This window comes from Amycolatopsis sp. MEPSY49, assembly GCF_051337345.1.
Taxonomy (GTDB): domain Bacteria; phylum Actinomycetota; class Actinomycetes; order Mycobacteriales; family Pseudonocardiaceae; genus Amycolatopsis.
Window position 1 is genome coordinate 91,133 of sequence record NZ_JBDLYJ010000008.1, and the last position, 26,825, is coordinate 117,957.

Below are 26,825 nucleotides of genomic sequence, written 5' to 3' on the forward strand. Positions count from 1 at the left end.
GTGTACGCTGGGTGTTGACCGAGAGCATTTCGTGCGCGAGTGATCGAACCTGCGCCGTCCTCGGCCCCAGTCCGGCCGGCAATCAGCGGCCGGAGACGGGAGCACCGACATGCCGTCGGGCCCGAACACCACCCTCGCCACCCCACCGGTCACCGAACCACGTCTACGGCTGAAGCCGGCGGCACCCGCCACCGGACACGTCGACGGCGCATGGTGGCCCAGAACCCGCGATCTGGCCGCCGAACTGCCCGCGCTGCTCGCGGCGCTGACCGCTCGGCTCGGCCGCATCGACCGGGTCACCTACCACCTCGGCGACTGGCCGGATCCGCCCCGCCGCGTCACCTTCGACGACGGCGTCGTCCGGCTCGAAGGATTCCGGTCGCAACCCACCGGCAGCTTGACGGCGATCGGCTGGGAGCGGCAGCGAACGACCCTGCTGGTCGTTCCGCCGGAAGCCGGCGCGGACGCCGCACAGCACGCTCTCACGACCGCCGCGGACCCGGACAACACCGACGACAGCACGGAACTGCTGGCCGCCGCCGGTCAGCCGCGGTCCTGAACCACGCCGCCCACCGGCGGCACCCACGAAAGGAATCCCCGATCAAAAATTCCACAATGGACAGTTCGCTGTTCAGCCACCCCACCGCCGAGCAGCCCCGCCCCGGAGCGCTCACCGCCGCCCAGGAACACCGGTACGGGAGCTTGTTCCTCCAGCCCGTGTACACCCCGGCACCGGCCACCGGCGGCGGGTCGGCACCCGGCCCGCAACGGCTCCCCGGCTCGGGGAGCACGTGGGCGCAGGACCCGTCCGGACGCCGGGCCCACCGGTGACGCCGGGCAATGCAACTGCTTGCGCGGCCTGCCGGCACGCCCAGCACACGCACGATCCGATCGCACGCCGGTTCTGCACGGCCACCGTGGCGGGTGGGTTCAACCGCGGATGCGTCTGCGTCGGCGGGCACGACGAACTCGAGAAGGAAAAACCATGACCACGGAAGCCGCCTTCGCGTCCCGGTACGACCAGCGCGTCAGACTGGTGCGAGATGTTCTGAAGGAGAACACCGAATTGCCGGACGCCGCCTGCCAGGCCCTCGCTGTGCGGCTACTGCACACCATGGACACGATTCCCGAACGAATGCGGTGAGCACGTGACCACTGGTAGTGGTCTTCGCATAGCGGCGGAGCATCGGGCCGAGTCGACTGTCGCGGTGGTGACCGGCCGGCTCACCCCGGCCGGCTACCCGGAACTGCGCGATGGTGTGCTCAGGATCGCCGCCGACGCGCCGGAAAGCGTTGTCGTCGACATCGAAGGTCTCGAGATCGCCGACGTCACCCTGATGACGGTGTTTACCGTGATCGCCGACCGGATCGTCGACTGGCCGTCGATCCCGTTCACGGTCGTGACCGCCCGCGCCGACCACGCGGCCGGCTTCGCGGCACAGAGCGTCCGCTGGTCCGTGCCGGTCTGCCGTGACGTCGTCGCGGCGGAGGCGGCCAGCGACCGGCCGCCGAGCCGGCGAGCCGTCCAGCTGCTGTCCCCGTCTTCCGCCGCTTCGGCCGACGCCCGGGCGTTCGTCCGGCGGGTCTGCGCGACGTGGGGGGTGCTCCAGTACACCGACGACGCCGTCATGGTGGCGACCGAGCTGGTGGAGAACACGCTCGGGCACACGGAATCGGCGCCCCGGCTGCGGCTGGAGCTGCGGCGCGGAAGGTTCACCGTGGCGGTGGCCGACGACGACCCGCGTCCGGCCGTGCTGCACGAGCGGCTCACCCGCACGGAACCGGGCCTGGGCCTGTGGCTGGTCGTCTGGGCCGCCCGGCGCTGGGGCTGCGCGCGGTCTTGGAGCGGCGGTAAAGTGGTCTGGGCCGTGCTGGTGCGCCGCGACCGCTAGGCGGACCGGCTCCCTCGACCACCATCACCGCCGCGCCCAGCGGCGTCAAAGCAGTCAAACCTCTTCCCGCGCCAGCCGCTGCGCCGCGCGGCCGATGGCCGTCTCGACCGCGCCCACCCGGTCGGCCAGCAGGCCCACCGCGCCGACCGCGCGGCTCATCGGGTCCTCGCCGTCGCCGCCCAGCGCCTGCTCGCGCAGGTACGCCGCCTTGACGTCGGCCCACCGCTGAGCTTGCGAAGGGGACAGCCGTCCGCGCAGTTCGGCCAGCTTGAGCAGGTTGGCCTCAGCTCCCGAGGTCAACGTCTGCGCCTCGCCGGCGTAGTGGTCGTCGATCAGGGCCTCGAGCTCCGCGTCGTTCATCGCGGGCACGATCCGCTCGGCCAGCTTGTTCATGTTCCGGTAGGAACCCTGCAGCTGGAACGGCGGTTCCGTGCGCGAAGCGTCCGCCTGCGCCGCCGAGGCGATGTACGCCTGGTTGTTCGCCAGCACGGTCCGCTGCACCCGCGACAGCTTCCGCAGCACCGCGAGGACCTGCTCCAGCTCCGTGGCCGAGTACGCGTGCGAAAGCTGGTCGGCGCGCACGGAACCGTCGCCGCGCGCCATCCGGACCAGGATGTCCACATCGGACCGTTCCCGCGACATCAGCGGCGCCAGCACGGCGTTCGACGTCAGCGAGTTCTCGACGTAGCTCAGCGCGAAGAGCTCTTCCTTGCCGGACAGCACGTCGCCGAGGTTCCACACGTCCGCGCGGTTGGCGAGCATGTCGGGGATGCGGAACCGCTTGCCCTGCTCGGTGTACGGGTTGCCGGCCATGCACACCGCGAACCGTTTGCCGCGCAGGTCGTACGTCCGCGTGCGGCCCTCCCACACGCCTTCCATCCGCCGCTGCGCGTCGCACAGGGAGATGAACTTCTGCAGCAGCTCCGGTGACGTGTGCTGGATGTCGTCGAGGTACAGCAACACGTTGTTGCCCTGTTCCAGCGCGAACGAGATCTTCTCGACCTCCTGCCGCGCGGTCGCGTTCGGCGCGTCGGCCGGGTCGACCGACGTGACGTCGTGGCCGAGCGCCGGGCCGTTGACCTTGACGAACACCAGCCCGAGGCGGCTGGCGACGTACTCCATGAGCGTCGTCTTGCCGTACCCCGGCGGCGAGATGAGCAGCAGCAGCCCGGACTGGTCGGTGCGCTTGGCGTCCCCGGCCGCGCCGAGCTGCTTGGCCAGGTTGTCCCCGATCAGCGGCAGGTAGACCTCGTCGAGCAGCCGGTTGCGCACGAAGGCGCTCATCACCTTCGGTTTGTACTCCTCCAGCCGGAGCCGGTCGCGTTCGGCCGCCACCAGGTCGTTGCGCAGCCGCTGGTACGCGCGGAACCCCGGCACCCGGTCCCGCCGGAAGCGGTGCGTCCTGGCGAGAGTCTCGTCGAGCCGCACCGTGACCGACCGCCCGGCGATCCGCGGGTGCGCGCCGAGCAGACCGTCCACAGTGGCCGTCAGCGTCGCCGACGAGTCGTACCGCGGCAGGTCGCACAGCTCGATCGCGACGGCCTCGGGCAGCTCGTCCGCAGGCAGGCCGACGCTGTCCACAAAGGATCGCAGCCAGGCGTCGGCGAGCTGGTACCGGTCCGCCAGATCGTCGAGCGAGCCCAGGTCCTCGGCGAAGCTCCGCCGGTCGAGCCGGAACTTGTCCAGCACCGCCCGCGCCCCGCCGCTGGTGACGAACCCGGGCGGGGCCACCGCCAGCTCTTCGAGCAGGTACTCCCCCGCGAACTCGGCGTCGAGCACCAGCCCGGCGCCGTCCAGGAACGCCGTCATCGCGTCCGTGAGCTCCCGCGCCAGCTCGTCGATCGCCCGGGTGGGGCCGAACGCCTCCCGCACCCGCGCGAGCGACGCCGCCCGCGTCGTCCACGCGGCCTTGGCCCGCTCGTCGGCGCCGAACGCCCAGAACAGCTGGGCCGCCGCCCGGGCCGCGGGCGGGTAACGCAGCAGCCCGGCGGCGGACCGCAGGCGCAGCAGGGCCGCCAGGATCGCGGCGGCGTCGTGGTCGTGCACCCCGCGCGCGTACCCCTCGTCGTACCGCTCCCCGGCCACGCTCCGGACGACGTCGAGCAGCTCGGCTTCGACCAGTTCGGCCACCGGCCGTTCGGCGAGGATCGACGTCGCGAGGTACTCGGCCCGGTAGACCTCCGGTGACTCCGAGACCAGCAGCTGGTCCCAGTACGGCCGGGTCGCCTCGAACGCCGCGTCCCGCACCGGCGCCCGGTAGTCGGTGCCGGTGATCGCGAACTTCATCGAGCCGTCGTGCGGCACCAGCGTCAGGTCGATGTCCTGGGTGTTGACGGCGAAGGTGTGCCGGCCGAGGCGGATCGTCTCGCCGCCCTCGCCGTAGAGGTCGAGCCGGTCGCGCAGGGCCCGGCCGGCCTCCTGGCGAGCGGCCTTGACCCGGCCTTCCAGCTCCTCGGCCCGCACCTGGTCGCCGAGCGCCCGCAGGTCCTCGACGACGCTGCGCAGCTTCGAGACCATCGGATCGGCCGCGAAGTAGGTGTTGATCTCCTCGGCCGAGCCGAGCGAACCGACCCGGCGCGTCACGCTGCCGAGGATCCGGTCGGCGGAGGAAACCAGCCGGTCCGCCCGCCGCGCCCGTTCGTCGAGCAGTGCCTGCTTGCGCGAGGAGAACGCCTCGTAGACGTCGGTGCGCTTCTCCCCCAGCGAGGTCAGGAAGTCGTCGAACTCGCCGAACCGCGATTCGAGGTTCTCCAGCTGCAGCAGCAGCCTGCCCAGCTGCTCGTCGCAGCGCTCCGGGGTGTCCGCGACGGCGAGCCCGCCCGTGACGGCCTGCGCCAGCAGCGCGAACTCGGCCGCGAACTCCGCGCGCCCCTCGGTCTCCAGGAGTTCCTTGCGCCGCGCGTCGAGCGTGGCCCGGGCGCGGTTGACGGCGCCGATCACCTCGCCGACGCGCTCCAGGATCTTCGTCCGGACGACGGCGTCGGCGATGTCGAGTCCGCCCACGACGTCGGTGAGGACCTCCAGGCCGGCGGACTGCTCGTCGAGCTGTTCGGCGACCGCGCCGGCCTCGGCGACCGTCTTGATCGCGCCCGCCGCCGCGATGAGTCCGTCCACTTCGGCGTGGTAGCCGGTGAACGCCTCCTCGCCCTGCAGGAACCGCACGGCCCGCTGCGCGGCCTCGGAGAACTCCGTGTCCAGCTCGGCGATCAGCGTGTCCACGCGGGCAGTGTCGGCGTACCGCAGCTCGCGCACGGTGACCAGCCGCCCGCGCGCCCGGTGCATCTCGGCCAGCCGGCGCACCCACGCGTCCGCCGCGTTCAGCGCCTCGCCCCGTACCCGCCGCACGAGCGACGCGGTGTCGGCCGCCGCCGTGTCGACCGCCTCGGCCGCCTGCTTGGTGAGCGAGGTGACCGTCTCGAACTCGTCCAGCACCTGCTCGGCGGTGACGCGGACGTCGGACAACGGCGAGCGGAGGTCACCCAGCTCGGTCTCGCCGAGCCAGTGGTAGTGGTCGAAGACCCGGGCGCACGCGGCGATCAGCGCCTCGAACACCGCCGCCGACGGCGCCATGTCCTCGATCATCCGGGTGACCGACAGGCAGTCCGAGATCCCGCGGACGAGGTCGGCGTTCCCGACCCGCTCCAGCGGCCCGGTGCCGGCCGGCTGCGACGCGGCGTAGGTGTCGGACTGGAACGGCGTCCGCCACACCTGCATCGGGTGCACCCGGCTCGGTTCGTCGGACAGCGCGCGGAACAGGATCATCGTGCCGTCGTCGAACAGCGAGTACCCGTGGCACGGGATCGGGTTCGCGACCTCCTTGCGGATCACGTTGTACGGCAGCAGGAGCGAGCGCCCCTCGGCCCGCGCGTGGAAGACGTACAGCACGTCCTCGCCGTTGGGCGAGCGGATCACGCGCTCGAACTCGAGACCGTCCACAGTGGTGTCGAACGTCTTGCTGACGCTGGTGTCGAGGTAGTAGCCGCCGGGAAAGATGATGCCGTGGTCCTCGGGGAGCCGCTGACACGCCTGGCCGATGCCGTCGAGCCGCACGACGTCCTGGGTGCGGGTGTTGAACACCAGGTAGCGGTACGCGGTTTCCTTGTACGGCAGCATGCGCAGCAGGATCAGCGGGCCGATCCGGGCGTAGGAGACCTCGGCGTCGGCGAGGCTCTGCAGCGGCTCGTCCACCGGCTCGGCGTACACCCCGGCGCCGGTTTCGGTGTTGTTCTCGACCTTGACCGTCAGGTTGCCGCCGACGGTCTCGACGAACACCTCGTCCTCGATCGAGATGTGCGGGTGCCGGCCGAGGACGTGGTCCTCGCGCGTCGTCTCGATCCACTCGAAGTCGTGCGACGGCGGGAAGACGTGGTCGCGCTCGCCACGACTGTCCAGGTAGGACACCGTGCCGTCGGCCGCGATCCCCCACCGCAGCACCCGGATGTCCTCCGTGCGCGGGCCGATCTGGAACACCGCGAGCAGCTTCCCGTCCAGCCGGCGCAGCTGCAGCAGCTTCGCCTGCCGGTAGTACCGGTACAGCTCGCCGAAGTCCCGCCCGAACTGCTCGTCACGCAGCAGTTCGGGCAGCTCGTCGGCGCTGACGTCGTCGAAGCGGAACGCGTCTTCGTCGCGGCTGAAGCGCTGCAGCGAGAAGACGTCGTCGATCGCCGTCTCGGGCTTGAGCCCGATGAAGACGTTGTAGCCGAACAACATCCGCCCGTCGACGGCGACGATGTCCCGCGGCACGCAGTTGTTGGCCGTGCGGATGCGTTCGGTGCCCACCAGTGCGAGCTGCGCGCTGCCGAACACCTCCAGCCGCCGCGCGTTGAGCTCGTCCGCCCGATTCGCCAGCTCGGCCGCCTGGGCGGCCAGCCGGACGCGGAGCACCTCATAGGTGCCCGCGTCCAGCTGCGTTTCGGCCGCCGTCACTGCTTCGCGGCGACGACGGTGGCGACCGACGTCTCGGCGAGGCCGAGCCGCTGCGCCGTGGTCATCAGCTCACGGAGCTTGTCGCTGTCCGGCCCGCCGGCCTGCAGCTGCTTCGCCAGGAAGGCCGACAGCGTCAGGTTCTTCACGTCTTCGGTGCTGACCGCGCCGATCAGCTTGGCGAGGTCATCGGTGAAGCTGGCCGACCCGTTGAGGTAGGGCCGCGCGAGCGATCCGACGACGTCGGAGTGCTCCACGAAGCCGTCCACGCTCTTGCCGAGGCCGATCGAGCCGACTATCCGGTCGAAGAACGTGGTCTCCCCGCCGACGATGTCGATGTCGGCCTTCTCCAGGCCGGCGCTGAGCACGACCGCCTGCGCTTCGGCGACGTCCCGCTGCACGTCGAGCGCGGCCAGGCGGATCTCCTTCTCGGCGTCCAGCCGCAGCCGGTACTCCTCGTGCTCCCGGCTCGCGCTGTCGAGCGCGGCCAGCGCGGCGGCCTTCTCGGTGAGGCCCTCGGCCTCGCCCTTCAGCTTGTCGCGCAGCGCATCGGCGACCACGACGGCCTTCTCGCGCTCGACGATCGCCTCCGCGCGGCCGACCTTCTCCAGCGCCACGGCGTCGCGCTCCCGGACCTGCGCGGCGGCCAGGCCGGCGGCGGCCTCCTCGGCCTGGATGCCTTCGGCGAGCCGGATCTTGGCCCGCGTCTCCAGCTCGGCGGCCTGCTGGCGCGCCTCGGCCAGGGTCAGCTCCTCGCGCGCCTTGAACTTGGCGGCCTGCTCCGCGGCCTCGGCGGCCTTGATGCCCTTGACCAGGTTCTCCTGGGCTTCGGCCTCGGCGCGGATGACGACCGCCTCGCGGGTGCGCTGGGCCTCCTCGACCACGCGCAGCTTCTTGATGTTCTCTTCCTGCTCGGCGACGGTCTTTTCGACGGCGATCCGCTCGCGGATCACCTCGGCGATCGACCGCTTTTCGGTTTCGAGCTCCTTGTCCTTCGAAATCCGGGACAGCTCGGTCTCGCGCTCGCGGCCGATCACCTCGAGCAGGCGGTCCTTTTCGATCCGCTCGGACTCGATGGCGATGACGCGTTCGCGGTTCTTGCCGGCGACCTCGATCTCGCGCTGCTGGTTCTGCTGCTGGATGCCGAGCTGCTCGTCGGTGCGCAGCTGCGCGGCCTGCGACTTGAGCCGCTCCTCCGCCTGCACCTTCGCGATTTCGGCTTCTTCGCGCGCCCGCATGGTCTCGATTTCGCGGCGCTGCTTGATTTCCGCGTCGGCCTGGCGGCGCTCCAGTTCGAGGATCGCCTCACGCGCGTCGACGTTCTGGCGCGTGATCTCCTTTTCTTCGTGGCGGCGGAACTCGTTGGTGCGCACGTGCTCGATCGCCGTCAGCTCGGTGATCTTGCGGATGCCCTGCGCGTCGAGGATGTTCGCCGAATCGAGCGACGCCATCGGGGTCTGCTCGAGGTAGTCGATCGCCGCGTCCTCCAGGCTGTAGCCGTTGAGGTCGGTGCCGATGACGCGGATGATCTGGTCGCGGAACTCGTTGCGCTTGGTGTAGAGGTCGACGAAGTCGAGCTGCTTGCCGACGGTCTTCAGCGCCTCGGAGAACTTCGCGTTGAACAGTTCCTGCAGGGTTCCCTGGTCACTGGCACGTTCGGTGCCGATCGCCTGCGCGACCTTCACGACGTCCTCGACGGTCTTGTTGACGCGGACGAAGAACGAGATCCGGATGTCGGCGCGGATGTTGTCGCGGCAGATCAGGCCTTCCTGGCCGGTGCGCTCGATGTCGATCGTCTTCACCGAGATGTCCATGACCTCGGACTTGTGCAGCACGGGCAGCACGACCGCGCCGGTGAAGGTGACGTCGACCTTGCGCACCTTGGAAATGATCAGCGCCTTGCCCTGCGGCACCTTGCGGAACAGCCGGCTCACGACGAACAGCAGCACCAGGACGATCAGGACCACGACGGCGATCAACACGCCGGCCCCCAGGCCGATGGCATCCATTCGGTTCAGTCCTTTTCTGCTTCGAGTTCCATGGGGCTGACCCAGAAGAACTCACCCGCGGGGTCGTAGTCGTAGATGACAACGCGGCTGCCCACGCCGAGGTTGCCTTCGCCCGCCAGTCGGATTTGGACGATCGCCGACGAGCCGTCGGCGGCGGTGGCTTCGGCCTGCCCGAAGTCCTCGGTGACACTCGACGTCCGCACGACGGCAACCCGCCCGACGAAGTCCTGCCGCGTCGGTTCGGCCCCGGCGAACACGCGGCGCAACGGCACGATGACCAACCGGGTGCCGAGCGCCCCGCCCACGAGCGCTCCGGCCAGGACGCCGAAGCCGAGCAGGATCCGCAGGGGCGCGCCTTCGATGAGGACTGTGCCGACGAGGCTGAGGAACCAGCTGAAGGCGACGAGCAGCGACAGCGAGATGGACAGGGGGACCCCGCCGAAGAACCCGATGTCACCGTCTTCGATGTCGAGGACGCCGAGCAGGGCCAGCCCCCAGTAGCCGATCACGACGACCAGCAGGAAGCTGAAGAGCACGGCAGGAAAAGCCAAAGCCGCGGAGACGAACCCGCTCATCGTTCCCTTCCCCCCAAGGACGGGCCTGGCAGCGTAAGGCCCTGGCCAGCGACTATAACCGGCGCGCGCGAGGGCGGACGAACATTTCGGACACGAAGCGGTCACGCACGAGCCGGCTCGAACGAGACCCGGGGTGACACTTCGCTACCGAGCAGTCACGTTTGTCGATGACGACGAGTCGTCAGTCAGTCCGCCGGGGAGGCTGCTCGTCGGCGGTCGTTTCCTCGACGATCTCCGCGATGAGGATCGTGTCGTCGTCCAGGTCGAGGTCGGCACCCTTCGTGGTCACGGTGACATCGGCCGTCTCCAGGTTGTACTTCTCGCGCAGGAACCGCTCACGGTAAAGATGCTCGGCGTCCTCGGTGAGGTTGTGCAGCAGCCGGGCGTTGAGTCCGGCACCGATCGCGATGCCGAGGACCGGCACGGCCTGGCCGAGCTTCTGCTTCGTCAGCCGCACGGCGAATCGCTCGTAGAACGCTTTGACGATCCGCGTGACGCCGTTCCTGTTCAGCTGCTCCCACGTCGCCCTGCGGGCGAGGTCGTTCACGAGCTTGTTCAACTGGACGTACGCGACGCTCTTGCCGGTCTGCTGGGCCATCCCGAAGCTGAGGACGCCGAGCGCGAAAACCCTCTCCTGCGGCAACTCGGTGTCGTAACCGTAGTACGCGGCGGTGTGGGCGATCGCCCTCGTCATCGCACCCAGTACCAGCACCGCGTCGGCTGCGATCGCCGCAGCGACCGTGCCCGCACCGGGTGCCGCACCGGCGCCCGCGCCGACGACGCCACCTGCCGTCGTGAGCAGTTCACCACCGGAAACCGCCAAGCCCGCACCCGCGCCTTCGACCGCGCTGAAGGCCGTGTAGCGCAGCCCCAGCCGAGGCTTGGCCTTGTCGACATCGGCCAAGTCGAGCCGGTGGATGTCGCTCAGCTCGCTGACGGCATGCCCGCGCTTGGCGTAGGCCGCGACGACCGCCTTGCGTCGCAGCGTCGCTTCGCTGGCCTTGTTCACCAACGTCAGCAATCCGTCGATCGAGTTGTGGACGATCGCGGTCAGCTGTTCCGCGCCAGGCACTTGCTCCAGCCGCCCTTTGGCGATCTGACCACCCTTGACCAGGCGACCACGAACGCTCTGCGGCACCAGACGGCGTTCGTTGACCGCCAACCGCTCGTTGCGCCAGCGCTCGATGTCCTGCCACGCCGTACGCTCGTACGGGCTCATCTCCTCGATGCCCACGGCCACCCCTCGATGCGAAGACCGCTCCGCCTGTACGGCGAACTCATGGGGCATGGTAAGCGGTTCCGTTGCCGACAGCGCCGAACGCGGCTGGGCAATCCCGGCTCGCGATGCCGGCGGTGCGTCGGCGATGCTGTGAGCGTGGAGTACGTGTCCAGAGTGCCGCGACCGCCGCTGGACGGGCTGGTCGACGACATCTACTACCTGGAAGGCACGTCGCCGTACGACCGGCTGACGCTGCCGCCGGCGCCGGCGGCGTTGCTCGTCTTGAACCTCGGGGCGCCGTTCCGCATCCGCGCCGGCGCCGACGTCGAGACGGCCGAGTACGCCGACGGCTGCGTGGTCACCATGCCCACCCGCGCGTGGGAGTTCGGCTACCCACGCCGGACCCGGTCCGTCGGCGTGCACTTCAAGCCGTGGGGGCCGGCACCGTTCCTGCCGATGCCCGCGGCCGAACTCCGTGACCGGCCGGTGACGGTGGAGCAGGTCTGGGGCCGGGCCGCCGTTGCCCAGCTGCGAGACCGGCTGGCCGCGGCGGACGGACCCCACGAGATGCTGACGTTGCTCGAGGAGGAGCTGCGGCGACGGCTGCGCGAGACCGCCGGCCTGGGACTGGTCCGCCACACGAGCGGCGTCATCGCGGCGGCCGGCGGGGCGGTGGCGATCGGCGACCTGAGCGCGACAGCCGGGGTCAGCAGCACTCACCTGGCCCAGCGGTTCAAGGAGCTCGTCGGCGTCACGCCGAAGCGGCTGGCCCGCACCTACCGCTTCACCGCCACCGTGTTCGGGATCGACCCCGGCGGACCGATCGACTGGGGCGAGCTCGCCGGCGGCGCGGGCTACTTCGACCAGGCCCACTTCGGCCACGAGTTCCGGGCGTTCACCGGGCTCACGCCGACCCGGTACGTCGAAGTCCGGCGGCGGTTCCTGCGCGAGCACCCCGGCCACGTGCTGGACGGCTGGCCGTTGCCCGCCGATTGATTTCTTACAAGAGCGACCGCTCACGACGAGCTAATTTGGGGTGATCCAAGGCAGAGGAGAGTCCCGTGGGCAAGGTGGTCATGTACAGCTCGGTGTCGGTGGACGGCTTCGTCGCGGACGAGAACGACCAGCCCGGACCGCTGTTCGAATGGCTGTCCGGCGGCGACGTCCCGTTGGACGAGAGCGGCGCGGTGAAGGTGTCGCAGACGTCCTACGACTACACCCGGCCGTACTGGGACCAGATCGGGGTGACCGTCGCCGGGCGCCACGTCTTCGACATGACCGACGGCTGGGACGGGAAGCCGCCGGGCGGGATCGACCACGTGGTGGTCGTGACGCACCGGCCGGCGCCCGAGGGCTGGGACACCGAGGCGCCGTTCCACTTCGTCGACGGCGTCGAGGCAGCCATGGCCAAGGCGCAGGAGCTCGCGGGCGACCGCGTGGTCGAGGTCGCCGCCGGCGACGTCGGGGGCCAGGTGCTCGCCGCGGGCCTGGTCGACGAGGTGCGCATGGACGTCGTGCCCGTGGTGTTCGGATCCGGCAAGCGCTACTTCGGGTCGGTCCACGCGCAGCACCTGCTGGAGGATCCCGACGTGGTGATCCAGGGCAACCGGGTGCTTCACCTGCGCTATCGGGTGCGCCGTTGAGCGGTGACCGCGGGCGTTAGGCTCGAGTCCTCGGTTTCGGCGTCATGGAGGTGCTGTGGAGCGGCTGGTTCCCGACGTCACGGGGCTCGACCCGGCGCTGGCCCGGCGGTTGCTGACCACCGTCGCCTGCACCGATGCCGATGGCATCCCCAAGGTCGAGCACGCCGGCGAATGCCGGGACCACGACGGCGGCCACGTGCAGGTCATGCACAACGGCCTGCTCGTCGAAGAGGGAGGCTACTACGGCCCCTGGATGACCGAGGCCATCCGCGCCCTGCGCGGCCACCACGAACCGCAGGAAGAGCTCGTCTTCCACCGGATCGTCGAACGCCTCGCCGCGGACGGCGGGAACCCGGCCATGATCGAGTTCGGCAGCTTCTGGACCTACTACGGGCTTTGGTTCTGCCACGCCATCCGGGCCGGTCACGTCGTCGCCGTGGAACCCGATCCCGCCTACCTCGAGGTCGGCCGGCGCAACGCCGTTCTCAACGGCTACACCGACCGGGTCCGGTTCGTGCACGCCGCCATCGGGGACCGGCCGGGGGAAGCCCTGGACTTCGAAGCCGAGAGCGACGGCCGGACCCACTCCGTCCGGCAGTACGACCTCGAATCCCTGATGTACGACGCCGAACTGCCGCGCGCGGACCTCGTCCTCGTCGACGTCCAAGGCGCCGAGACCATCCTGATCGACCGTGCCCGCGCGGTGTTCGACGCCGGCCGGGTGCGGTTCCTGGTCGTCTCGACGCACCACCACTCCATCTCCGGCGATCCGCTCACCCACCAGAACGCCCTGCGGAACCTGCTCGACGCCGGCGCGCACGTCGTCGCCGAGCACACCGTCGGGGAATCCGCCAGCGGCGACGGCCTCATCGCCGTCTCCTTCGACCCGCGCGACAAGGACTTCACGGTTCCCGTCAGCCACGGCCGGTACCGGGACTCCCTCTTCGGGGAAGTCGAATACGACCTCGCCGCGGCCATGTCCGCGACGGCCGAACGGCAGTAGCTCTCAGGGCACCCGGGGATCGAGGAAGTTCGTCCACACCCAGTCCGACAACGGCCCGAACGCGGGCTTCGCGGGGACGAACACCGCGGACGGCGCCACGTGCGCGGCCCTGGCGCGGATCCAGACGTCCAGCCACCACCGCCGGAGCAGCGCGGGGTCGCCCAGGGTCGCCGCCGGGGCACCCAGGTGCCGGCGCCAGATTTCCGCGCGCAGCCCGCGGATCGGGCGCCAGTCGGGCGGGTTCACCGGACCCGCTCCGCGGGGGTCGTGGACCGTGAGCATCACCTCGGTGTCGTGGGTCCAGCTGCGGTAGCTGCTGTTCACCGACCCCACGACCGCCGTCACGTCGTCGACGATCGTCAGTTTGCTGTGCACGTACGCGGTCCGGCCGGTGTTCGTCCCGTCGTCGCCTTTGCGCTCGAAGACGTAGAAGCGGCCCGGGAACGCCGCGACCAGCGGGGTGAGCATCAGGCGACGGCGGTAGGCGAGGTCCGGCAGGTCCCCGACGCTCGCCTCGTTCGCGATCACCACCACGCCCCAGACGTCCTTGTCCGCCCGCAAGGCGTCCTTGATCGCGTTGGTGAGCTCCTCGGTTCCGGAGTAGTACTGGTCCTCCATGTAGAAGTACTGCTTCGCGGACCGGATCGCCGACGCGATCGCCCGGGCCGAGGTCTGGATCTTGGCGCGGTACGGGAACCCGGGCGCGTAGGTGTGCGTGACCTGCGACGTCAGGGACCCCGTCGCCGGCGACGGCGGGGCGCCCAGGCCGCGCAACACCGGCAACGGCGCGAGCGGAACCGGGGGCGGCGGCACCGTCGCCGACCACCGGCTGGTGAACGTGCGGAGCAGGCTGTCCGCACCGGGTCCGGAAACGCGCAAGGTCACGTCGAACAGCGGTGCGCCGGGGATGCGCTTGCCCGCGGCATCCGTGGCGTAGAGCCGATCGGTGCTGAACTCGATTCCGCCCACGTAGGCGACGAACCGTTCCTTCGAGCCGACGATCAGCAGCTTCTGGTGGTGCGAGCCGGCGAAGAGGTGCGCGTCGTCGATGTGGCACCAAGCGTCGTCGCCCGCCGACCTCAGCTTCTTCACCAGTGCCTCGGTGGCCAGGTTGTGCGCTCGCGTCGGGCTCCACCGCGCGGCCAGGTCGAGGAGGATCTTCCGGACCGGCGGCGGGAACCGGCGCAGTGAGGCCTGGTCGAGCGCGCCGGCCCAGAGCAGCAGCCGGATCTGCGCGCCCCGGCCGGCGGCGAACCGCAGCGCTTCGCCGAGGTTGTCGGTGCGGCCGGACGAAGCCGGCACCGGCAGGTCGTTCTCGCAGTTCCAGCCGGCCAGGTAGACGAACGGTTCCCGGTGGTTGGCCGCCACGGTCCGGATGTCCGCGAGCATCCTCGGCAGGGTGGCCTCCCCGCCGACGAGGTGCTCGATCCGGGTGCCCGCGGCCGGCGCTTCCAGTCCCAGGCCCGGATCGGCGCGGAGGAACGGCCCGTCCATCAGACCGTGGTGCCGAGGTTGGAGCCGATTTCGATGTCGGTGCCCGAGGACGGCGTGTACTCGTTCCACTCCGCGATCAACGCGCCCTTGGTCCCCGGCTGCAGCACGGCGAAGGGCGCGGCGGAACCGTCGTGCGCCCGGGCGGTCGAGGCGACGGTGAGCCGCGTGCTGTCGGGGATCGCCGTGATCACCGTCGTCTCCTGCACGACGCTCCCGTCCGCGGGGTCGAGCTTGTCGGCCGAGTCGAGCACCACCTGCGCGCCGACCAGGAACCCCTCGGTCGACCCGACGCGGAACGTGACCGGGCTCGTGCTCTTCGGCAGGACCGCCGACGTCGTCGTGTAGGCGGCGTCTTCGAGCCGGACCGCGCTGCGGCCCGGGTTCGCCGGCGGGATGCCCGGGTAGTTGCGGTCGTCGTAGGCCGCGATCTCCTTGGCGATGGACAGGTACTGCGGGTCGGGCACGACCGGCGGAGTCTTGAACCCGCCCTCGGCGAACGCGACCCAGGCCGCCTCCCAGCCCTTGCGGACCGTCAGCACCACGCGCGCGCTGCCCGACCGCAGGAACGCCTGCCGCGTGCTGTCCGGGTGCTGGAGCTGCCGGATGAACTCCCAGCTCTGCGGCGTGTCCCAGAAGTAGGAGTAGAGGAACGTCACCACGTTCTCCCACTCGATGGCCTGGTTGACGAACCGGATGACGCTCTCGTGCTCCCGGACGGTCGCCCAGCTCGAGGCGTCGAGGCCGAGCTCGTTGCCGTCGAACCCGATCCCGTGCTCGAGGTCGACGCCGGCCTTCTCGAACGCCGCCACGACATCCGGTGGCATGAAGGCGAAAGCGGGTCCGAGCAGGAACCGCACCACGCCCTTCATGATCTCTTCGTTCTCTTCACGCCGGAGCGTCAGCGTGTCGACGTTTTCGATCTTCTCGGCCAGCACGGCGGTCTTCGCGGCGATGTCCTGCTGCCGCTCGAAGTACTGCGTCTGCGCCGCGTCCCGCAGGACGTTCCAGACCGTCGCCTGCCACCGTTCCTTGACCACGGTGCTGAGCGGCGGGTTGCGCGGGTCCGGGTCGAGCTTGGTCGGGATCTCCTCGAGTTCGGCGACCAGCTTCAGCTGCGTGTTCCGGTTGTGCCCCAGCGCGAACGACACGACGACCTTGCCGGTCGCGTGCAGCATGAAACCCTTCCACTGCGCGGAGGTCAGCTCGATCGGGCCGAACTGCCCCTGGGTGCCGCGGTTGGTGTAGGACGAACCCAGCACCGCGATGGAGAACAGGTTTTCGTCACCGGTCTGGCTCGTCAAGGCGTACCACAGCGTCAACGTCCGGATCCGGTAGCCGTCGGGGATCTCCAGGGGATCCATCGTGAAGATCCCCGGTTCGTCGAACGACGGCACGCTCGTCGCGGTGCGCTCGACCGGCGCCGGCGGCAGCGGCGGGTCCGGCACGACCGCGCCGAAGCACTCGGCCAGGACCAGGTAGTGCGGCTGCGATTCGCCCGGCAGCGTGTCCGCCGTGATCTTGTTGTGCGGCAGTTTGAAGACGAACGGGCCGATGCCGTCACGGAGGTCGGCCAGCTGCTTGTGCGCCTTCCGCAACCCGGCCCCGGGCTCGGGGATGACCAGGTCGTAGGTGAGCCGCAGGCCGTACCGGTACAGCCGCACCCGCCACTTGCGCATCAGGCTGAAGTAGTCGACGCGCATCGCCTCGGTCGAGCTCGGGTTCCGGATGGTCCGGGTCGACTGCTCCTCCGACCCCGTCACCGTCGTGGTCGAGATGGTGATCTTGTGTTCCTGCTTCGTCCGCGCGGACGCCTTCTTCGTCAGCTCGGTGGCGTGTTTCGTGCTCGTGGTGGCCGACTGCGAAGTGGAGTCCTGAGCGGTGAACCCGGAGGACGCCGAGCCGGAGATCACCGGGATCCCGCCGGACACCGACCCCGTCACGTTGAACTGGTTCGAGTGCTGGGCCTGCGAAGTGGTGGCCTGGCTGAGCTCGGTGTTGTCGGTGACGCCGGTTTCGCTGGTGTTCTCCAGCGAGTCGGTCACGATCGACGTGAACTCCTTGCTCAGCACCGACCATTCCTTGTGGCTGACCGCGGTCTCCTCCAGCGGTGCCAGCGGGATGGTGGCGATCAGCTCCCCGCGCTGCAGCCCGGCGGGCGCCATTTCGAGCCGTTCGAGGTTCAGCATGCCCAGCGGCGTCGCCTGGGTGTTCGCGGTCAGCGCGCCGACGGCGATCGCCGCGTTCCGGACCCGCTGCCGCGCCTGCCCGAGCTGCGTCGTGGTCGCGTCCGGATCCCGCAGTGCCTCGGTCAACGCCCGGCCGCGCAGCTCGGCGACGGCGTCGCCGAGCCGCGTCAGGTCGGCGACGGAAGCGTCGACGAGCTCGGCGGCGTCCGGCCCGCTTCCGGCCTCGAACCCGCGTAGCAGGTCGGTCGTCGACGCCTCGACCTGGACGCCGGCGTCAAGGAGGAGCGCTTCCGCGTCGCCGACTTCGCCGGGCCGCAGCCCGAGTTCCCGCGCGAAGGCGTGCTTGACCAGGGCCTGCCCGCTGCTGGGGACCGGCACCGTCAGCTGGACGTGCGTGGCCTTGGCGATCTCTCGCGTCGCGCTCGTCAGCACCGCGGGTGCGGGTGGCGGCGCCGCTTGCTGGTCGGTCTGGTGCGCCTGGGCTTCGGTCACGTGTCCGGCTCCGTCCGTGCGGTGGGTTCGGCCTTCAGGCTTCCCGGCCACGATGCGGACGTCGACGGCCGCTGGGCCCGCCGAGTGGGCGGGACCGTCCGTCCCGAACGGTCACCCCTTGAGGCGGGGGGAGCCTCAACCGAGGCTTTCGTACGGGTCGTCCGGAGCCGGCACGGGCTGGGCCCGCGCGACGTCGAGGAAGGGGATCGTGCCGCCGTTCACCGGGTCCTTGGCCTGCGTGGGATCGAAAGTGCCGGTGACCGCCAGCCACGAATCGGGTTGCAGCACCGGGGGCACCTGCCCGGTCAGGCCGACCTTGACCGGCTGCGCGTCCGCGGCGCAGCAGTTGAGGAGCATGCGGACCAGGTAGGGCGCGCCGTCGTCGCCGAACGCCACGAACCCGGTGAGCGTGACCGTGCGCCCGGCCAGGGACCGGCCGTGGTCGTACACCGCGCGGTCCGCGTAGCCGATCACCGTCGACGGGACCGGGTTGCCGTCCGGGAGCGGGGCGACGATCCGCGGGGCGGTCACCGCCGTGCCGGTGCGCATCGCGCTGTAGGAGCCCAGCGCCGGTGGCGCGGCGAGGATCAGCGCGAACACCGGCAGCACCAGCAGCCACGAGACCCGGGGCGCCCGATGGCCGGCCGGGCGGCGCCGCGCGTACCGGACGGTGGCGACGGCCGCGACCACCAGCACCACCCCGGCCGCCAGCACCAGCGGGCGCAACCCGGCCTTGACGTACCGCAGGTACAGCCCGGTCGCGCCGGCGTGGAGCAGGACACCGCCGACGAGGAACAGCAGGATCGCCTGCACCGTGCGGTTCACCGCAGCACCGCCCCGGTCAGGACCGCGGTCCCCGCGGCCACGACGAACGTCACCGGCGCGAACCGCAGCGCGAACCCGCGGCCGAACGTGGCGGCCTGCATGCCGAACAGCTTCAGGTCGATCATCGGGCCGACGACCAGGAACGCCAGCCGGGCCGTGAGCGAGAACTGCGTCAACGAGGACGCGATGAACGCGTCGGCCTCCGAGCAGATCGACAGCAGCACCGCGAGCACCGACAGCGCCAGGACCGCGACGACCGGGTTGCCGGCCGCGGCGTACAGCCAGCTCGAGGGCACCACGGCCTTGAGGGTGGCCGCGGCCATCGCGCCGCCGACGAGGAACCCGCCCGCGTGCATGACGTCGTGCCGGACCGAGCCCCAGAACGCCTCGCCGCGGCCCTCGCCGGCCCCGTGCGCGTGCGCCCGGGGCCGCAGCCAGTCCGGCCGGCCGAGCCGCTGCCACAGCCAGCCCATCACGCAGGACGCCGCGAGACTCGCCGCGAACCGGGCCACCACCATCCGCGGCTCCCCGGGGAACGCGACCGCGGTCGCCGTGAGCACCACCGGGTTGATCGCCGGCGCCGACAGCAGGAACGCCACCGCGGCCGAGGGCGTCACGCCGCCGCGCACCAGCGCGCCGGCCACCGGCACCGACGCGCATTCGCAGCCGGGCAGGACCGCCCCGGCCAGCCCGGCGACCGGCACCGCCAGCGCGGGCCGTTTCGGCAGCGCGCGGGCGAAGAACGACGGCGGGACGAAGACCGCGAGCCCGGCCGACAGCAGCACGCCGACGACCAGGAAGGGCAGTGCCTGCACGACCACCGCCACGAACACGGTCAGCCAGCTCTGCAGCACCGGGGTGGCCAGCAGCCGCCGCACCGGCCCCTGCGCCGCGAACCCGAACAGCAGCACCAAGGTCAGGATCAGGACCGGGTCGGCGTTCCAGCCCGCTTGCCCGCGCCGGTCCCGGTCTTCGTCGATGGCAGTCACCACAGGCTCCCGTACTTCCGCTCCGTACCCCGTTCCTCACACGGACGGCGGCGCCACCGGGTTCATCGCATCCGGCCCGACTAAAGTCGCGGGCGGTTCGCGACGAAAGTCGGACGCGCCCGTCCGGCGATTCGTCCCGATCGGGCGGGAACGGGCCGCCGTGGCCGATTGGTCCGCGGGCCATTCGGCGCAACCGCGACGGGGCAATTCATTGCGCCCCTTCGGAAAGGGGCCGCCGGCGCCCGGCGGACTGTATAAACAGGACACCCATGGGTCCCCACCGTCCGCACGACTTCCTCCAGGAGGACTCGATGCGCCGTCCACCCCGAAGAATCCTCGCCGTCGCCGGTTTCGCGGCACTGGCGTTGACCACCCCCGCGGTCCCGGCCACCGCGGCGTCCGCGACCACCGTGCACCCGACGGCACGCGTGTGCGCGCAGACCGCGAAACCCGGCATGGCAACGTGTTTCGCCGAACGCCAGACCGACACGATGCGCGCCGCGCTCGCCCCGGACGCCTTGCCGAGCGGGTTCGGGCCGACCGGTTTGCGCTCGGCGTACAACCTCACGGCGAGCGGCAGCGCGTCGGCCACGGTGGCCATTGTGGACTCCAACGACGACCCCAACGCCGAAGCCGACCTCGCCACCTACCGGTCGACCTACGGCCTGCCCGCCTGTACCACCGCGAACGGCTGCTTCAAGAAGGTCAACGAAAACGGGCAAAGCAGCCCACTGCCGGCCGCGGACAGCGGCTGGGCCGGCGAGATCTCCCTCGACGTCGACATGGTTTCGGCGATCTGCCCCAACTGCCACATCCTGCTCGTCGAGGCGAACCAGCCGAGCATGGAAGACCTCGGCACCGCGGTGAACACGGCCGTTTCCCTGGGTGCCAAGTACGTCTCGAACAGCTACGGCGGCGGTGAGGACGGCAGCGAAGCGGGCTACGACACCAGCTACTTCCACCACCCCGGCGTCGCGATCACCGCGAGCACCGGCGACAACGGCTACGGCATCAGCTATCCGGCCTCGTCGCAGTACGTCACCGCCGTCGGCGGCACGTCCCTCACCCAGGGCGGCGGCACCCGCGGCTGGACCGAGACGGCGTGGAGCGGCGCGGGCAGCGGCTGCTCGGCCGACGTGGCCAAGCCGGCGTTCCAGAACGTGACGACCGGGTGCGCCAAGCGCGCCAACGCCGACGTCTCCGCGGTCGCCGACCCGCAGACCGGCGTCGCGGTCTACCAGACCTACGGCGGCAGCGGCTGGGCCGTCTACGGCGGGACCAGCGCGTCCGCCCCGATCATCGCGTCGGTCTACGCGCTCGCCGGCACCCCCGGCGCGTCCGACACGCCCGCCGCCTACCCCTACTCGCACGCGGGCAACCTCAACGACGTCACCTCCGGCAGCAACGGCAGCTGCTCGGCGACCGTGCAGTGCAAGGCGGGCGCCGGCTGGGACGGCCCCACCGGGCTCGGCACGCCCAACGGGACCGCCGCCTTCACCGCCGGGACCTCCTCCGGCGGCGTCACCGCGGCGAACCCGGGGAACCAGAGCGGCGTCACCGGGACGGCCGCGAGCCTGCAGCTGTCGGCGTCCGGCGGCAGCGGCGGCTACACCTGGACCGCCACCGGCCTGCCCGCCGGGCTGTCGATCAGCTCCTCGGGCCTGGTCTCCGGCACGCCGACCACGGCCGGGACGTACTCGGTGACCGCCACCGCCAAGGACTCGTCCGGCACCACCGGCAGCACGACGTTCACGTGGACCATCACGTCCCCGGGTGGCGGCGGCTGTTCGGGCCAGAAGCTGGCCAACCCCGGCTTCGAAAGCGGCGCGACGGCGTGGACCGCGTCCAGCGGCGTGATCACCACGTCCGCCGACGGCGAGGCACCGCACGCCGGCACGTACCTCGCCTACCTCGACGGCTACGGCAGCGCGCACACCGACACGCTCTCGCAGTCCGTGACCGTCCCCAGCGGGTGTCACGCGTCGCTGAGCTTCTACCTGCACGTCGATTCGGCGGAGACCACGACCTCGGCGCAGTACGACAAGCTGACGGTCAAGGCGGGGTCGACGACGCTGGCGACGTATTCCAACCTGAACAAGGCGACCGGCTACCAGCAGCGGACGGTCGACGTCTCGGCGTTCGCCGGGCAGACCGTGACGCTGACGTTCACCGGCACCGAAGACTCGTCCCTGCAGACGTCCTTCTGCGTCGACGACACGGCGCTGACGCTGAGCTGAGTGCGTGAGCGAGGTAGACAGTCCTCAATGGACGGTCTACCTCGCTCACCGGGCCGCCCCCAGCGACCCGCGGTACCAGTCGGCCGCTTCGGCGAGGCGCGGGCCGAAGCCCGGTCCCGGGGAAACGCCCGTCAGTTCCCAGATCCGTGCGCTTTCGTACCAGTGGTCCCGCGTCAGCAGGGAGTACTGGTGGTCGGTCAGCGCCGGGAGCGCCGCGCGCGTGCGGGCCCGGTGCTCGGTCAGCGTGAGGTCCGCGACCGGCACCGGAAGGTCGAGCAGCGCGCACACCGCCGTGATGAGGCCGCGCAGCCGGACCGGGTCGGGGTCGGCCACGTGGAAGACCTCACCCGCCCCGCCGGTGCCGGGGTTGAGCGCCAGCACCGCGATCGCCGCCGCCAGGTCGGCGACCGCCACGAGCGAAGTGCGGGCCGCGCCGCCCGCCGCCCACGCGGGGACCGCGCTGATCCACCGGGCCAGCGCGGGCACCACGTGCCGGTCACCGTCGCCGTGGATCAGGTGCGGCCGCAGGACGACCCCGCCGGCGGCGAGGACCAGCCGCTCGCCGGCCAGCCTGCTGCGGCTGGTCGCCGACGCCGGGCCCGTCACCAGGGCGGACCCGCCGGCCGGGTGGTCGCGACCGGTTCCCGAGGCCGCACCGGCCCCGCGGCCGACCTGCGGCACCCCATCGGACTCATCCCACTGCCCGCCACGACCGATCGGCGAACCGAGCCGGGCCGGAGCGGACCCCGGCCCGCCAAGCGAACCCGGATCCCTCCCGGGAGTGGATCCGAACCCGCCGCGGCCGGCCAACGAGCCCGGACCGGACTCGCCCCCTTGCCGGCCGCGACCGGCCGGCGCCGCCGGGTCCGTCCCCAGACCGGACCCGGCCCCCTGTCCCCCGGACTCGCTCGCGGGAACCGGCGATCCCCGGTGCACGCCATCCCGGTACACCGCGCACGTGCTCAGGTACAGCACGTCCGCCGTGCCCGCGCGGCGGGCTTCCGCCAGGAGCTTCGCCGTGCCGTCCTCGTTGACGGCCGTGCACAGCGCCGCGTCGCCCCCCACCTGCGAGGCGAGGTGCACCAGCGTCGTGATGCCGGTGCACAGCCCCACCAGGCCGGCCGCGTCGGTGACGTCGCCGCGCCAGGTCGTCACCCCCGCGTCGGTCATCCACCCCGGCACGGGGCGGCGGGCGAGGACGCGGACCCGCGCGCCCTCGCCGCGGGCGACCAGCTCGCGCAGCACCGCCGTGCCGACGAAGCCGGTCGCGCCGGTGACCAGGAGGTCCGGCTCACCGGCTCTCACGACAAGTGCAGTGCCAGCGTGCCGCTCGCGGCCGAGGCGCCCTTCTGGCGGACGTCGACCCGCACGGTCCGGGTGCGGCCCGGGCCGGTGGCGTCCGCGTCGACCACCAGCAGGCACTCCGAGTCGAACTCGACGTACGAGTCGAAGCGGAAGTCCGCCCGTTCGGGCAGCGCGTACGGGTCGCCGACCGCCAGCAGGGCCGCTTGGCGCGCCCCCTCGATGAGCACCATGCCCGGCACGTGGTCGACCGCGTGGTCGAACAGCACCGCGTGGTCCGGGTCGAAGCGCAGCGCCCACGTGCGGTCCGTCGGCGTCGCCGCCACCAGGACGTCCTCGACGCGGTCGCGGCCGACCGAGGCCGGTGCGACCGCGGGCAGGACCGCGGCCTGGAACGGCGTCGCCGCGAAGTGGTCGCCCCGCACCCGGCGGTAGACCGCCGAGGACACGCAGCGCCAGCGCTCGGACGCCGTGCCGATCCGGCGCCCGTCGCGGAAGCACTCGAAGTCCAGCCGCATGCCGCTGACGTTCTTGCCCCGGAACTCGACCTCGTGCGCGGTGACCCGCAGGACCACGTCGACCGGCCGCCCCAGGGTGGCCAGCCCCGTGTGCTCGACCGTGTACTCCTTGTGGTCCGACAGGAAGCTGTGGCTGAGCGGAACGCCGTACGCCCGGTGCGCGATCAGCAGCGCGGCCTGACGGACGGTCTCCGCGTAGAGCATCGGATCGTGGAACACGGGCGTCCGCGGCCCGAAGAAGCTGTGCCGGCGCGGCCACTGCGCGCCGACTTCGAACCGGCCCTCGCCGAGGATGTGCAGGTCGGTGACGAAAACTTCCGAGACGGCCGCGCGGTGCACGAGGCTCCGCGGGATCGTCTGCTGGAAGTCGACCGAGCTCACCGACGGGATCGTGTCGATCTTGGTCTTCGGAATTTCACGCACGGACTCCTGAAACATGGTGCCGACCATGACGGTCCTCCTAGAATGTCCAACCCCAGTACCCCAGTAGTGCCCCCCACATCAGTTTTAGCGGAATCGGACACGTAAAACCATACCAACCGAGCGGTTTTTTTTAGTGGCTTTCCCGGCCGCCGGGACGTAGACTGTCCCTCTGACGCCGAAGGTACCGCCGAATGGTCTACTGTGGACTGAACGGCCAGAGTGAGAGGGGCTGCTGTGGCTCGCCAAGAGCGTGCGGAGCAGACACGGAACGCGATCCTCGAGGCGGCCGCCTCGCGGTTCGACGCCGTCGGCTTCCTCGGCGCGAGCCTATCGGACATCCTGACCGAAGCGGGTGTCACGAAGGGTGCGCTGTACTTCCACTTCAAGTCGAAGGAAGACCTGGCCGACGCACTGATCGACGAGCAGTTCACGGTCTGGGACCCGCTCGCGGAGATCGAGAACCCCGGGCTGCAGACGGTCATCGACCTGACCCAGGGGATGGCGGCCAGCCTGCAGTCCGACGTGCGCGTCCGGGCGAGCATCCGGCTGGTCATCGAGCAGGGTTCGTTCATAGCGCCGGCGGGCAACGCGTACAAGCGGTGGATCGACACGATCCACGGCTGCCTGCTCGCGGCGAAGGCCGCGGGCGACCTGCGCAAGGAGGTCAACGCCTACGACCTGGCGGTGTTCGTGCAGGCGTCGTTCACCGGGATCCAGCTGAGCTCCCAGGTGCTGACCGGCCGGCTGGACCTGCTCGACCGGGTGACGTTCATGTGGACCACGATCTTGAGCTCGGTGGTCCCGCCGCGGCGGTTGCACCGGTTCGTCCCGGAGGGGACGGCGCAGGTGACGGCCGCGGTCTGAGGGTTTCGGGGAACGGGCGACCGGGCTGGTGCCGGTCGCCCTTTTTCACGCCCGCACGCAGCGCCCCAAGGCCACATTGGTTGCGTCTGACGCACCCAAGGCGGCCTTCGGTGCTCCATCCATGCCCCCACCGCCACCCTCAACGGAGGCGCTCCGCGCCGCAGTGCCACCCCAACGCACCGAAGGCCACCTTGGGGCGCATCACCGGACCGCCGGCGCAAGCCAGATCGGTCGCGCGGGGACCGCACGTGCTTCCACACCCTCCTGCGGTCTCCCGATACCGGCGGCCAGCTCGGTGGGCGTCCTGAAGGAGTCATTCAGGGCTTGGGAAGTCCGGAATGACTCATTCAAGGCCTTGGCGACGTCGGCGACGCCGGCCCGAGCAGCGGCCGGGTCGAGGAGTCCGGCCGGCGAGGGCCGGTCGGCCGGGCCGTGACCTTCGCGCCGTGCGGGCCGCCGCCGGTCAGCAGCACACGCGTGGCCGGAAGCCGCCGTCGCGTCCGCGAACCGGCTGTGCCGGACCTCAGGTCCGTGCCGAGCGAGCCGCCGCCGGGTGGCGGGACAGCTCCAGCAGCCGCCACAACTTGCCCAGCGTCGCCGCCAGATCGCTGTCCGGGACCACGATCCGGCTCGACACCACCGACTCCAGGCCCACGCACGTCACCACCACCAGCAGCTCCGCGGTCTCGATCGGCACGTCCGCGCCCAGCTCGCCGCCGGCCAGTGCCTCCGCCACGTACTCGTGGACCTGCGCCAGCCACGCCCGGGAGAACACCACGAACCGCTCGTCCGCCGAGCCCATCTCGCGCGCCATGCGGAAGCTCGCGCCCACCTTGGGATCCTTGTCGAGCCAGCGCATCAACGCCCGGCTCAGATCCGCCAGCCGCGGCAGCGCCGACCGCGGCCCCGCCGGCTGGCGGGTCACGTGCTCGCGCAGCACCGCCGTCGCCGCGGCCTGGACCTCGTCGCAGATCTCGTCCTTGGACGAGAAGTGGAAGTACAGGCCGCCCTTGGTGACCCCCGCGGCCTGGGCGATGCCCACCATGCTGGTGGCCGCGTACCCGTCCCGGTGCAGCAGCTCGGCCGCGGCTTCCAGCAACAGGCGCCGCGTGTGTTCCGAGCGTGCCTGCTTGGTCACCGTCGGTCCCCTCGTCCCGGCGCAGGGGTCTGCGCGTCTCGATCATGATTACATACCAACCGCCCGGTTTACAACCAGGGGAACCCCTGAAATCGGCCCCTGACAACGAGATTGTCGACCGCTCACAGAACAAACCGACCGACCTCCCGGTTTTGTCTTGAAAACCGGGAGGTCGGTTTAGTACGCTGCCGGAGTGGGACCGGGCAGTTGGGCGCTGGAGGACAACACTGGGGGCGCCGGGCCGGGCAGATCCGATCGACGCGGACACCGGAGGGCACTGGAAATGGACTACGGAATACTGGGGCAGATCAGAGTCGAAGGGCGGCCCGGCGTGAGCGCCCCGCGGGCACGCAAGATCGAGACGCTGCTCGCGGTGCTGCTGGTCAAGCGCAACCAGGTCGCGACCACCGAGCACCTGATCGGCGAGCTCTGGGGAGAGCACCCGCCGGCCCGGGCGAGCGCCGCGCTGTACGTCTACGTCTCGCAGCTGCGGAAGCTGCTGCGGGGCACGGGCGACGACGCCGACGACAGCCCCGTCGTCACCAGCCCGCGCGGCTACTCGCTGCACGTGAAGGACGGCGAGCTCGACGCCGACCGCTTCACCCGCCGCTACGAGCGCGGCCGGGCCCTGTACTGGGACCGCAACTACAAGGAGGCCGCGGCCGTCCTGCGCGAAGCCGCGAATCTGTGGCGCGGTGAGGCGTTCGGCGGCTTCACCGACTCCCCCGACGTCCAGGCCTACGCCACGCTGCTGGAGGAAAGCCGGCTGGAGTGCCTGGAACTGCTGATGGAAACCGAGCTGCTGATCGGGCGCCACCGCGAGGTGGTCGGTCAGCTGTCCGCGCTGGCGAAGGAACACACGCTGCGCGAGACGTTCTACGAGTACCTGATGACCGCCCTGCTGCGCTCGAACCGCCGTGCCGAGGCCCTCGAGACCTTCGCCTCCGCCCGGCAGCACCTCGTCCAGCAACTGGGCATCGAACCCGGCAGTTCGCTGCGGAAGCTGCACCACAGCATCCTCGTCGGCGAGATGTCGGACGCGGTCTGACCCGGCCCGCGTCCGGCTCCCAGAAGCCCGGTCTCCGCCACCAGC

At 70.9% G+C, this 26,825-nt stretch carries 22 protein-coding genes; 11 read left to right on the plus strand and 11 right to left on the minus strand.

Translation table 11 applies throughout. The features are described from left to right. Nucleotides 1-109 precede the first annotated feature (109 nt). The 5 genes from ABFJ78_RS31735 to ABFJ78_RS31755 all read left to right on the plus strand — a co-directional run bounded on the left by ABFJ78_RS31735 (nt 110) and on the right by ABFJ78_RS31755 (nt 1,892). Nucleotides 110-559: a DUF5994 family protein gene (locus tag ABFJ78_RS31735; RefSeq protein ID WP_436390246.1), complete on the plus strand. Its 450-nt coding sequence runs from the start codon at nt 110-112 to the stop codon at nt 557-559. Between the two features lie 56 nt (nt 560-615). Further along, nucleotides 616-831, plus strand: coding sequence for a hypothetical protein (locus tag ABFJ78_RS31740; protein ID WP_436390247.1), 216 nt, complete (start codon nt 616-618; stop codon nt 829-831). After that, complete coding sequence (locus ABFJ78_RS31745; RefSeq protein WP_436390250.1) at nt 828-989, plus strand: RGCVC family protein; 162 nt, start codon at nt 828-830, stop codon at nt 987-989. The genes ABFJ78_RS31740 and ABFJ78_RS31745 overlap by 4 nt, the downstream gene beginning before the upstream one ends. After that, on the plus strand, nt 986-1,144 hold the full coding sequence (locus tag ABFJ78_RS31750; protein ID WP_436390252.1) for a DUF6307 family protein: 159 nt from the start codon (nt 986-988) through the stop codon (nt 1,142-1,144). The genes ABFJ78_RS31745 and ABFJ78_RS31750 overlap by 4 nt, the downstream gene beginning before the upstream one ends. 64 nt (nt 1,145-1,208) lie before the next feature. Further along, entirely contained in the window at nt 1,209-1,892 is a 684-nt protein-coding gene (locus tag ABFJ78_RS31755) for an ATP-binding protein (RefSeq protein ID WP_436390254.1), read from the plus strand. Between the two features lie 54 nt (nt 1,893-1,946). On the opposite strand, the gene ABFJ78_RS31760 is transcribed toward ABFJ78_RS31755, so the two are convergent. The 4 genes from ABFJ78_RS31760 to ABFJ78_RS31775 form a co-directional block, all read right to left on the minus strand. Continuing rightward, nucleotides 1,947-6,818, minus strand: a complete 4,872-nt coding sequence (locus tag ABFJ78_RS31760; RefSeq protein WP_436390256.1) for a DNA repair ATPase — start codon at nt 6,816-6,818, stop codon at nt 1,947-1,949. Next, on the minus strand, nt 6,815-8,824 hold the full coding sequence (locus tag ABFJ78_RS31765; RefSeq protein WP_436390258.1) for a flotillin family protein: 2,010 nt from the start codon (nt 8,822-8,824) through the stop codon (nt 6,815-6,817). The genes ABFJ78_RS31760 and ABFJ78_RS31765 overlap by 4 nt, the downstream gene beginning before the upstream one ends. Before the next feature lie 5 nt (nt 8,825-8,829). Further along, the gene (locus ABFJ78_RS31770) at nt 8,830-9,399 is read right to left on the minus strand and encodes a hypothetical protein (protein ID WP_436390260.1); all 570 of its coding nucleotides are present in this window, start codon (nt 9,397-9,399) and stop codon (nt 8,830-8,832) included. Between the two features lie 181 nt (nt 9,400-9,580). Further along, a complete protein-coding gene (locus ABFJ78_RS31775) occupies nt 9,581-10,633 on the minus strand; it encodes an EcsC family protein (RefSeq protein ID WP_436390262.1) in 1,053 nt (350 codons plus the stop codon). Between the two features lie 159 nt (nt 10,634-10,792). Between ABFJ78_RS31775 and ABFJ78_RS31780 the strand changes: the two genes are divergently transcribed. The 3 genes from ABFJ78_RS31780 to ABFJ78_RS31790 all read left to right on the plus strand — a co-directional run bounded on the left by ABFJ78_RS31780 (nt 10,793) and on the right by ABFJ78_RS31790 (nt 13,264). Beyond that, entirely contained in the window at nt 10,793-11,614 is an 822-nt protein-coding gene (locus tag ABFJ78_RS31780) for a helix-turn-helix domain-containing protein (RefSeq protein ID WP_436390725.1), read from the plus strand. A 65-nt stretch (nt 11,615-11,679) separates the two neighbouring features. Beyond that, the gene (locus ABFJ78_RS31785) at nt 11,680-12,261 is read left to right on the plus strand and encodes a dihydrofolate reductase family protein (protein ID WP_436390264.1); all 582 of its coding nucleotides are present in this window, start codon (nt 11,680-11,682) and stop codon (nt 12,259-12,261) included. Nucleotides 12,262-12,316: 55 nt separating this feature from the next. Further along, nucleotides 12,317-13,264: an FkbM family methyltransferase gene (locus ABFJ78_RS31790; RefSeq protein ID WP_436390266.1), complete on the plus strand. Its 948-nt coding sequence runs from the start codon at nt 12,317-12,319 to the stop codon at nt 13,262-13,264. 3 nt (nt 13,265-13,267) lie between these two features. Here the strand turns inward: ABFJ78_RS31790 and ABFJ78_RS31795 are convergent, their stop codons facing one another. The 4 genes from ABFJ78_RS31795 to ABFJ78_RS31810 form a co-directional block, all read right to left on the minus strand. Further along, entirely contained in the window at nt 13,268-14,758 is a 1,491-nt protein-coding gene (locus tag ABFJ78_RS31795; protein ID WP_436390267.1) for a phospholipase D-like domain-containing protein, read from the minus strand. Next, nucleotides 14,758-17,436 (minus strand): hypothetical protein, encoded by a 2,679-nt coding sequence (locus tag ABFJ78_RS31800; protein WP_436390269.1) that lies wholly within the window; start codon nt 17,434-17,436, stop codon nt 14,758-14,760. The genes ABFJ78_RS31795 and ABFJ78_RS31800 overlap by 1 nt, the downstream gene beginning before the upstream one ends. A gap of 135 nt (nt 17,437-17,571) precedes the next feature. Then, complete coding sequence (locus ABFJ78_RS31805; RefSeq protein ID WP_436390271.1) at nt 17,572-18,261, minus strand: TIGR03943 family putative permease subunit; 690 nt, start codon at nt 18,259-18,261, stop codon at nt 17,572-17,574. Beyond that, nucleotides 18,258-19,250, minus strand: coding sequence for a permease (locus ABFJ78_RS31810; RefSeq protein ID WP_436390273.1), 993 nt, complete (start codon nt 19,248-19,250; stop codon nt 18,258-18,260). Before ABFJ78_RS31810 ends, ABFJ78_RS31805 begins: the two co-directional genes overlap by 4 nt. 269 nt (nt 19,251-19,519) lie before the next feature. Here ABFJ78_RS31810 and ABFJ78_RS31815 point away from each other — a divergent pair, with 269 nt between their 5' ends. Further along, nucleotides 19,520-21,487 (plus strand): putative Ig domain-containing protein, encoded by a 1,968-nt coding sequence (locus tag ABFJ78_RS31815; RefSeq protein ID WP_436390275.1) that lies wholly within the window; start codon nt 19,520-19,522, stop codon nt 21,485-21,487. A gap of 45 nt (nt 21,488-21,532) precedes the next feature. Here ABFJ78_RS31815 and ABFJ78_RS31820 read toward each other — a convergent pair whose 3' ends face one another. Next, entirely contained in the window at nt 21,533-22,792 is a 1,260-nt protein-coding gene (locus ABFJ78_RS31820) for an NAD-dependent epimerase/dehydratase family protein (protein WP_436390277.1), read from the minus strand. Then, nucleotides 22,789-23,730: a ScbA/BarX family gamma-butyrolactone biosynthesis protein gene (locus ABFJ78_RS31825; RefSeq protein ID WP_436390278.1), complete on the minus strand. Its 942-nt coding sequence runs from the start codon at nt 23,728-23,730 to the stop codon at nt 22,789-22,791. The genes ABFJ78_RS31820 and ABFJ78_RS31825 overlap by 4 nt, the downstream gene beginning before the upstream one ends. Nucleotides 23,731-23,964: 234 nt before the next feature. Between ABFJ78_RS31825 and ABFJ78_RS31830 the strand changes: the two genes are divergently transcribed. Next, the gene (locus tag ABFJ78_RS31830; protein ID WP_436390280.1) at nt 23,965-24,594 is read left to right on the plus strand and encodes a ScbR family autoregulator-binding transcription factor; all 630 of its coding nucleotides are present in this window, start codon (nt 23,965-23,967) and stop codon (nt 24,592-24,594) included. Nucleotides 24,595-25,117: 523 nt separating this feature from the next. On the opposite strand, the gene ABFJ78_RS31835 is transcribed toward ABFJ78_RS31830, so the two are convergent. Continuing rightward, complete coding sequence (locus tag ABFJ78_RS31835) at nt 25,118-25,732, minus strand: ScbR family autoregulator-binding transcription factor (protein WP_436390282.1); 615 nt, start codon at nt 25,730-25,732, stop codon at nt 25,118-25,120. 331 nt (nt 25,733-26,063) lie between these two features. Between ABFJ78_RS31835 and ABFJ78_RS31840 the strand changes: the two genes are divergently transcribed. Next, nucleotides 26,064-26,780: an AfsR/SARP family transcriptional regulator gene (locus ABFJ78_RS31840; protein WP_436390284.1), complete on the plus strand. Its 717-nt coding sequence runs from the start codon at nt 26,064-26,066 to the stop codon at nt 26,778-26,780. The last annotated feature ends 45 nt before the right edge of the window (nt 26,781-26,825 follow it).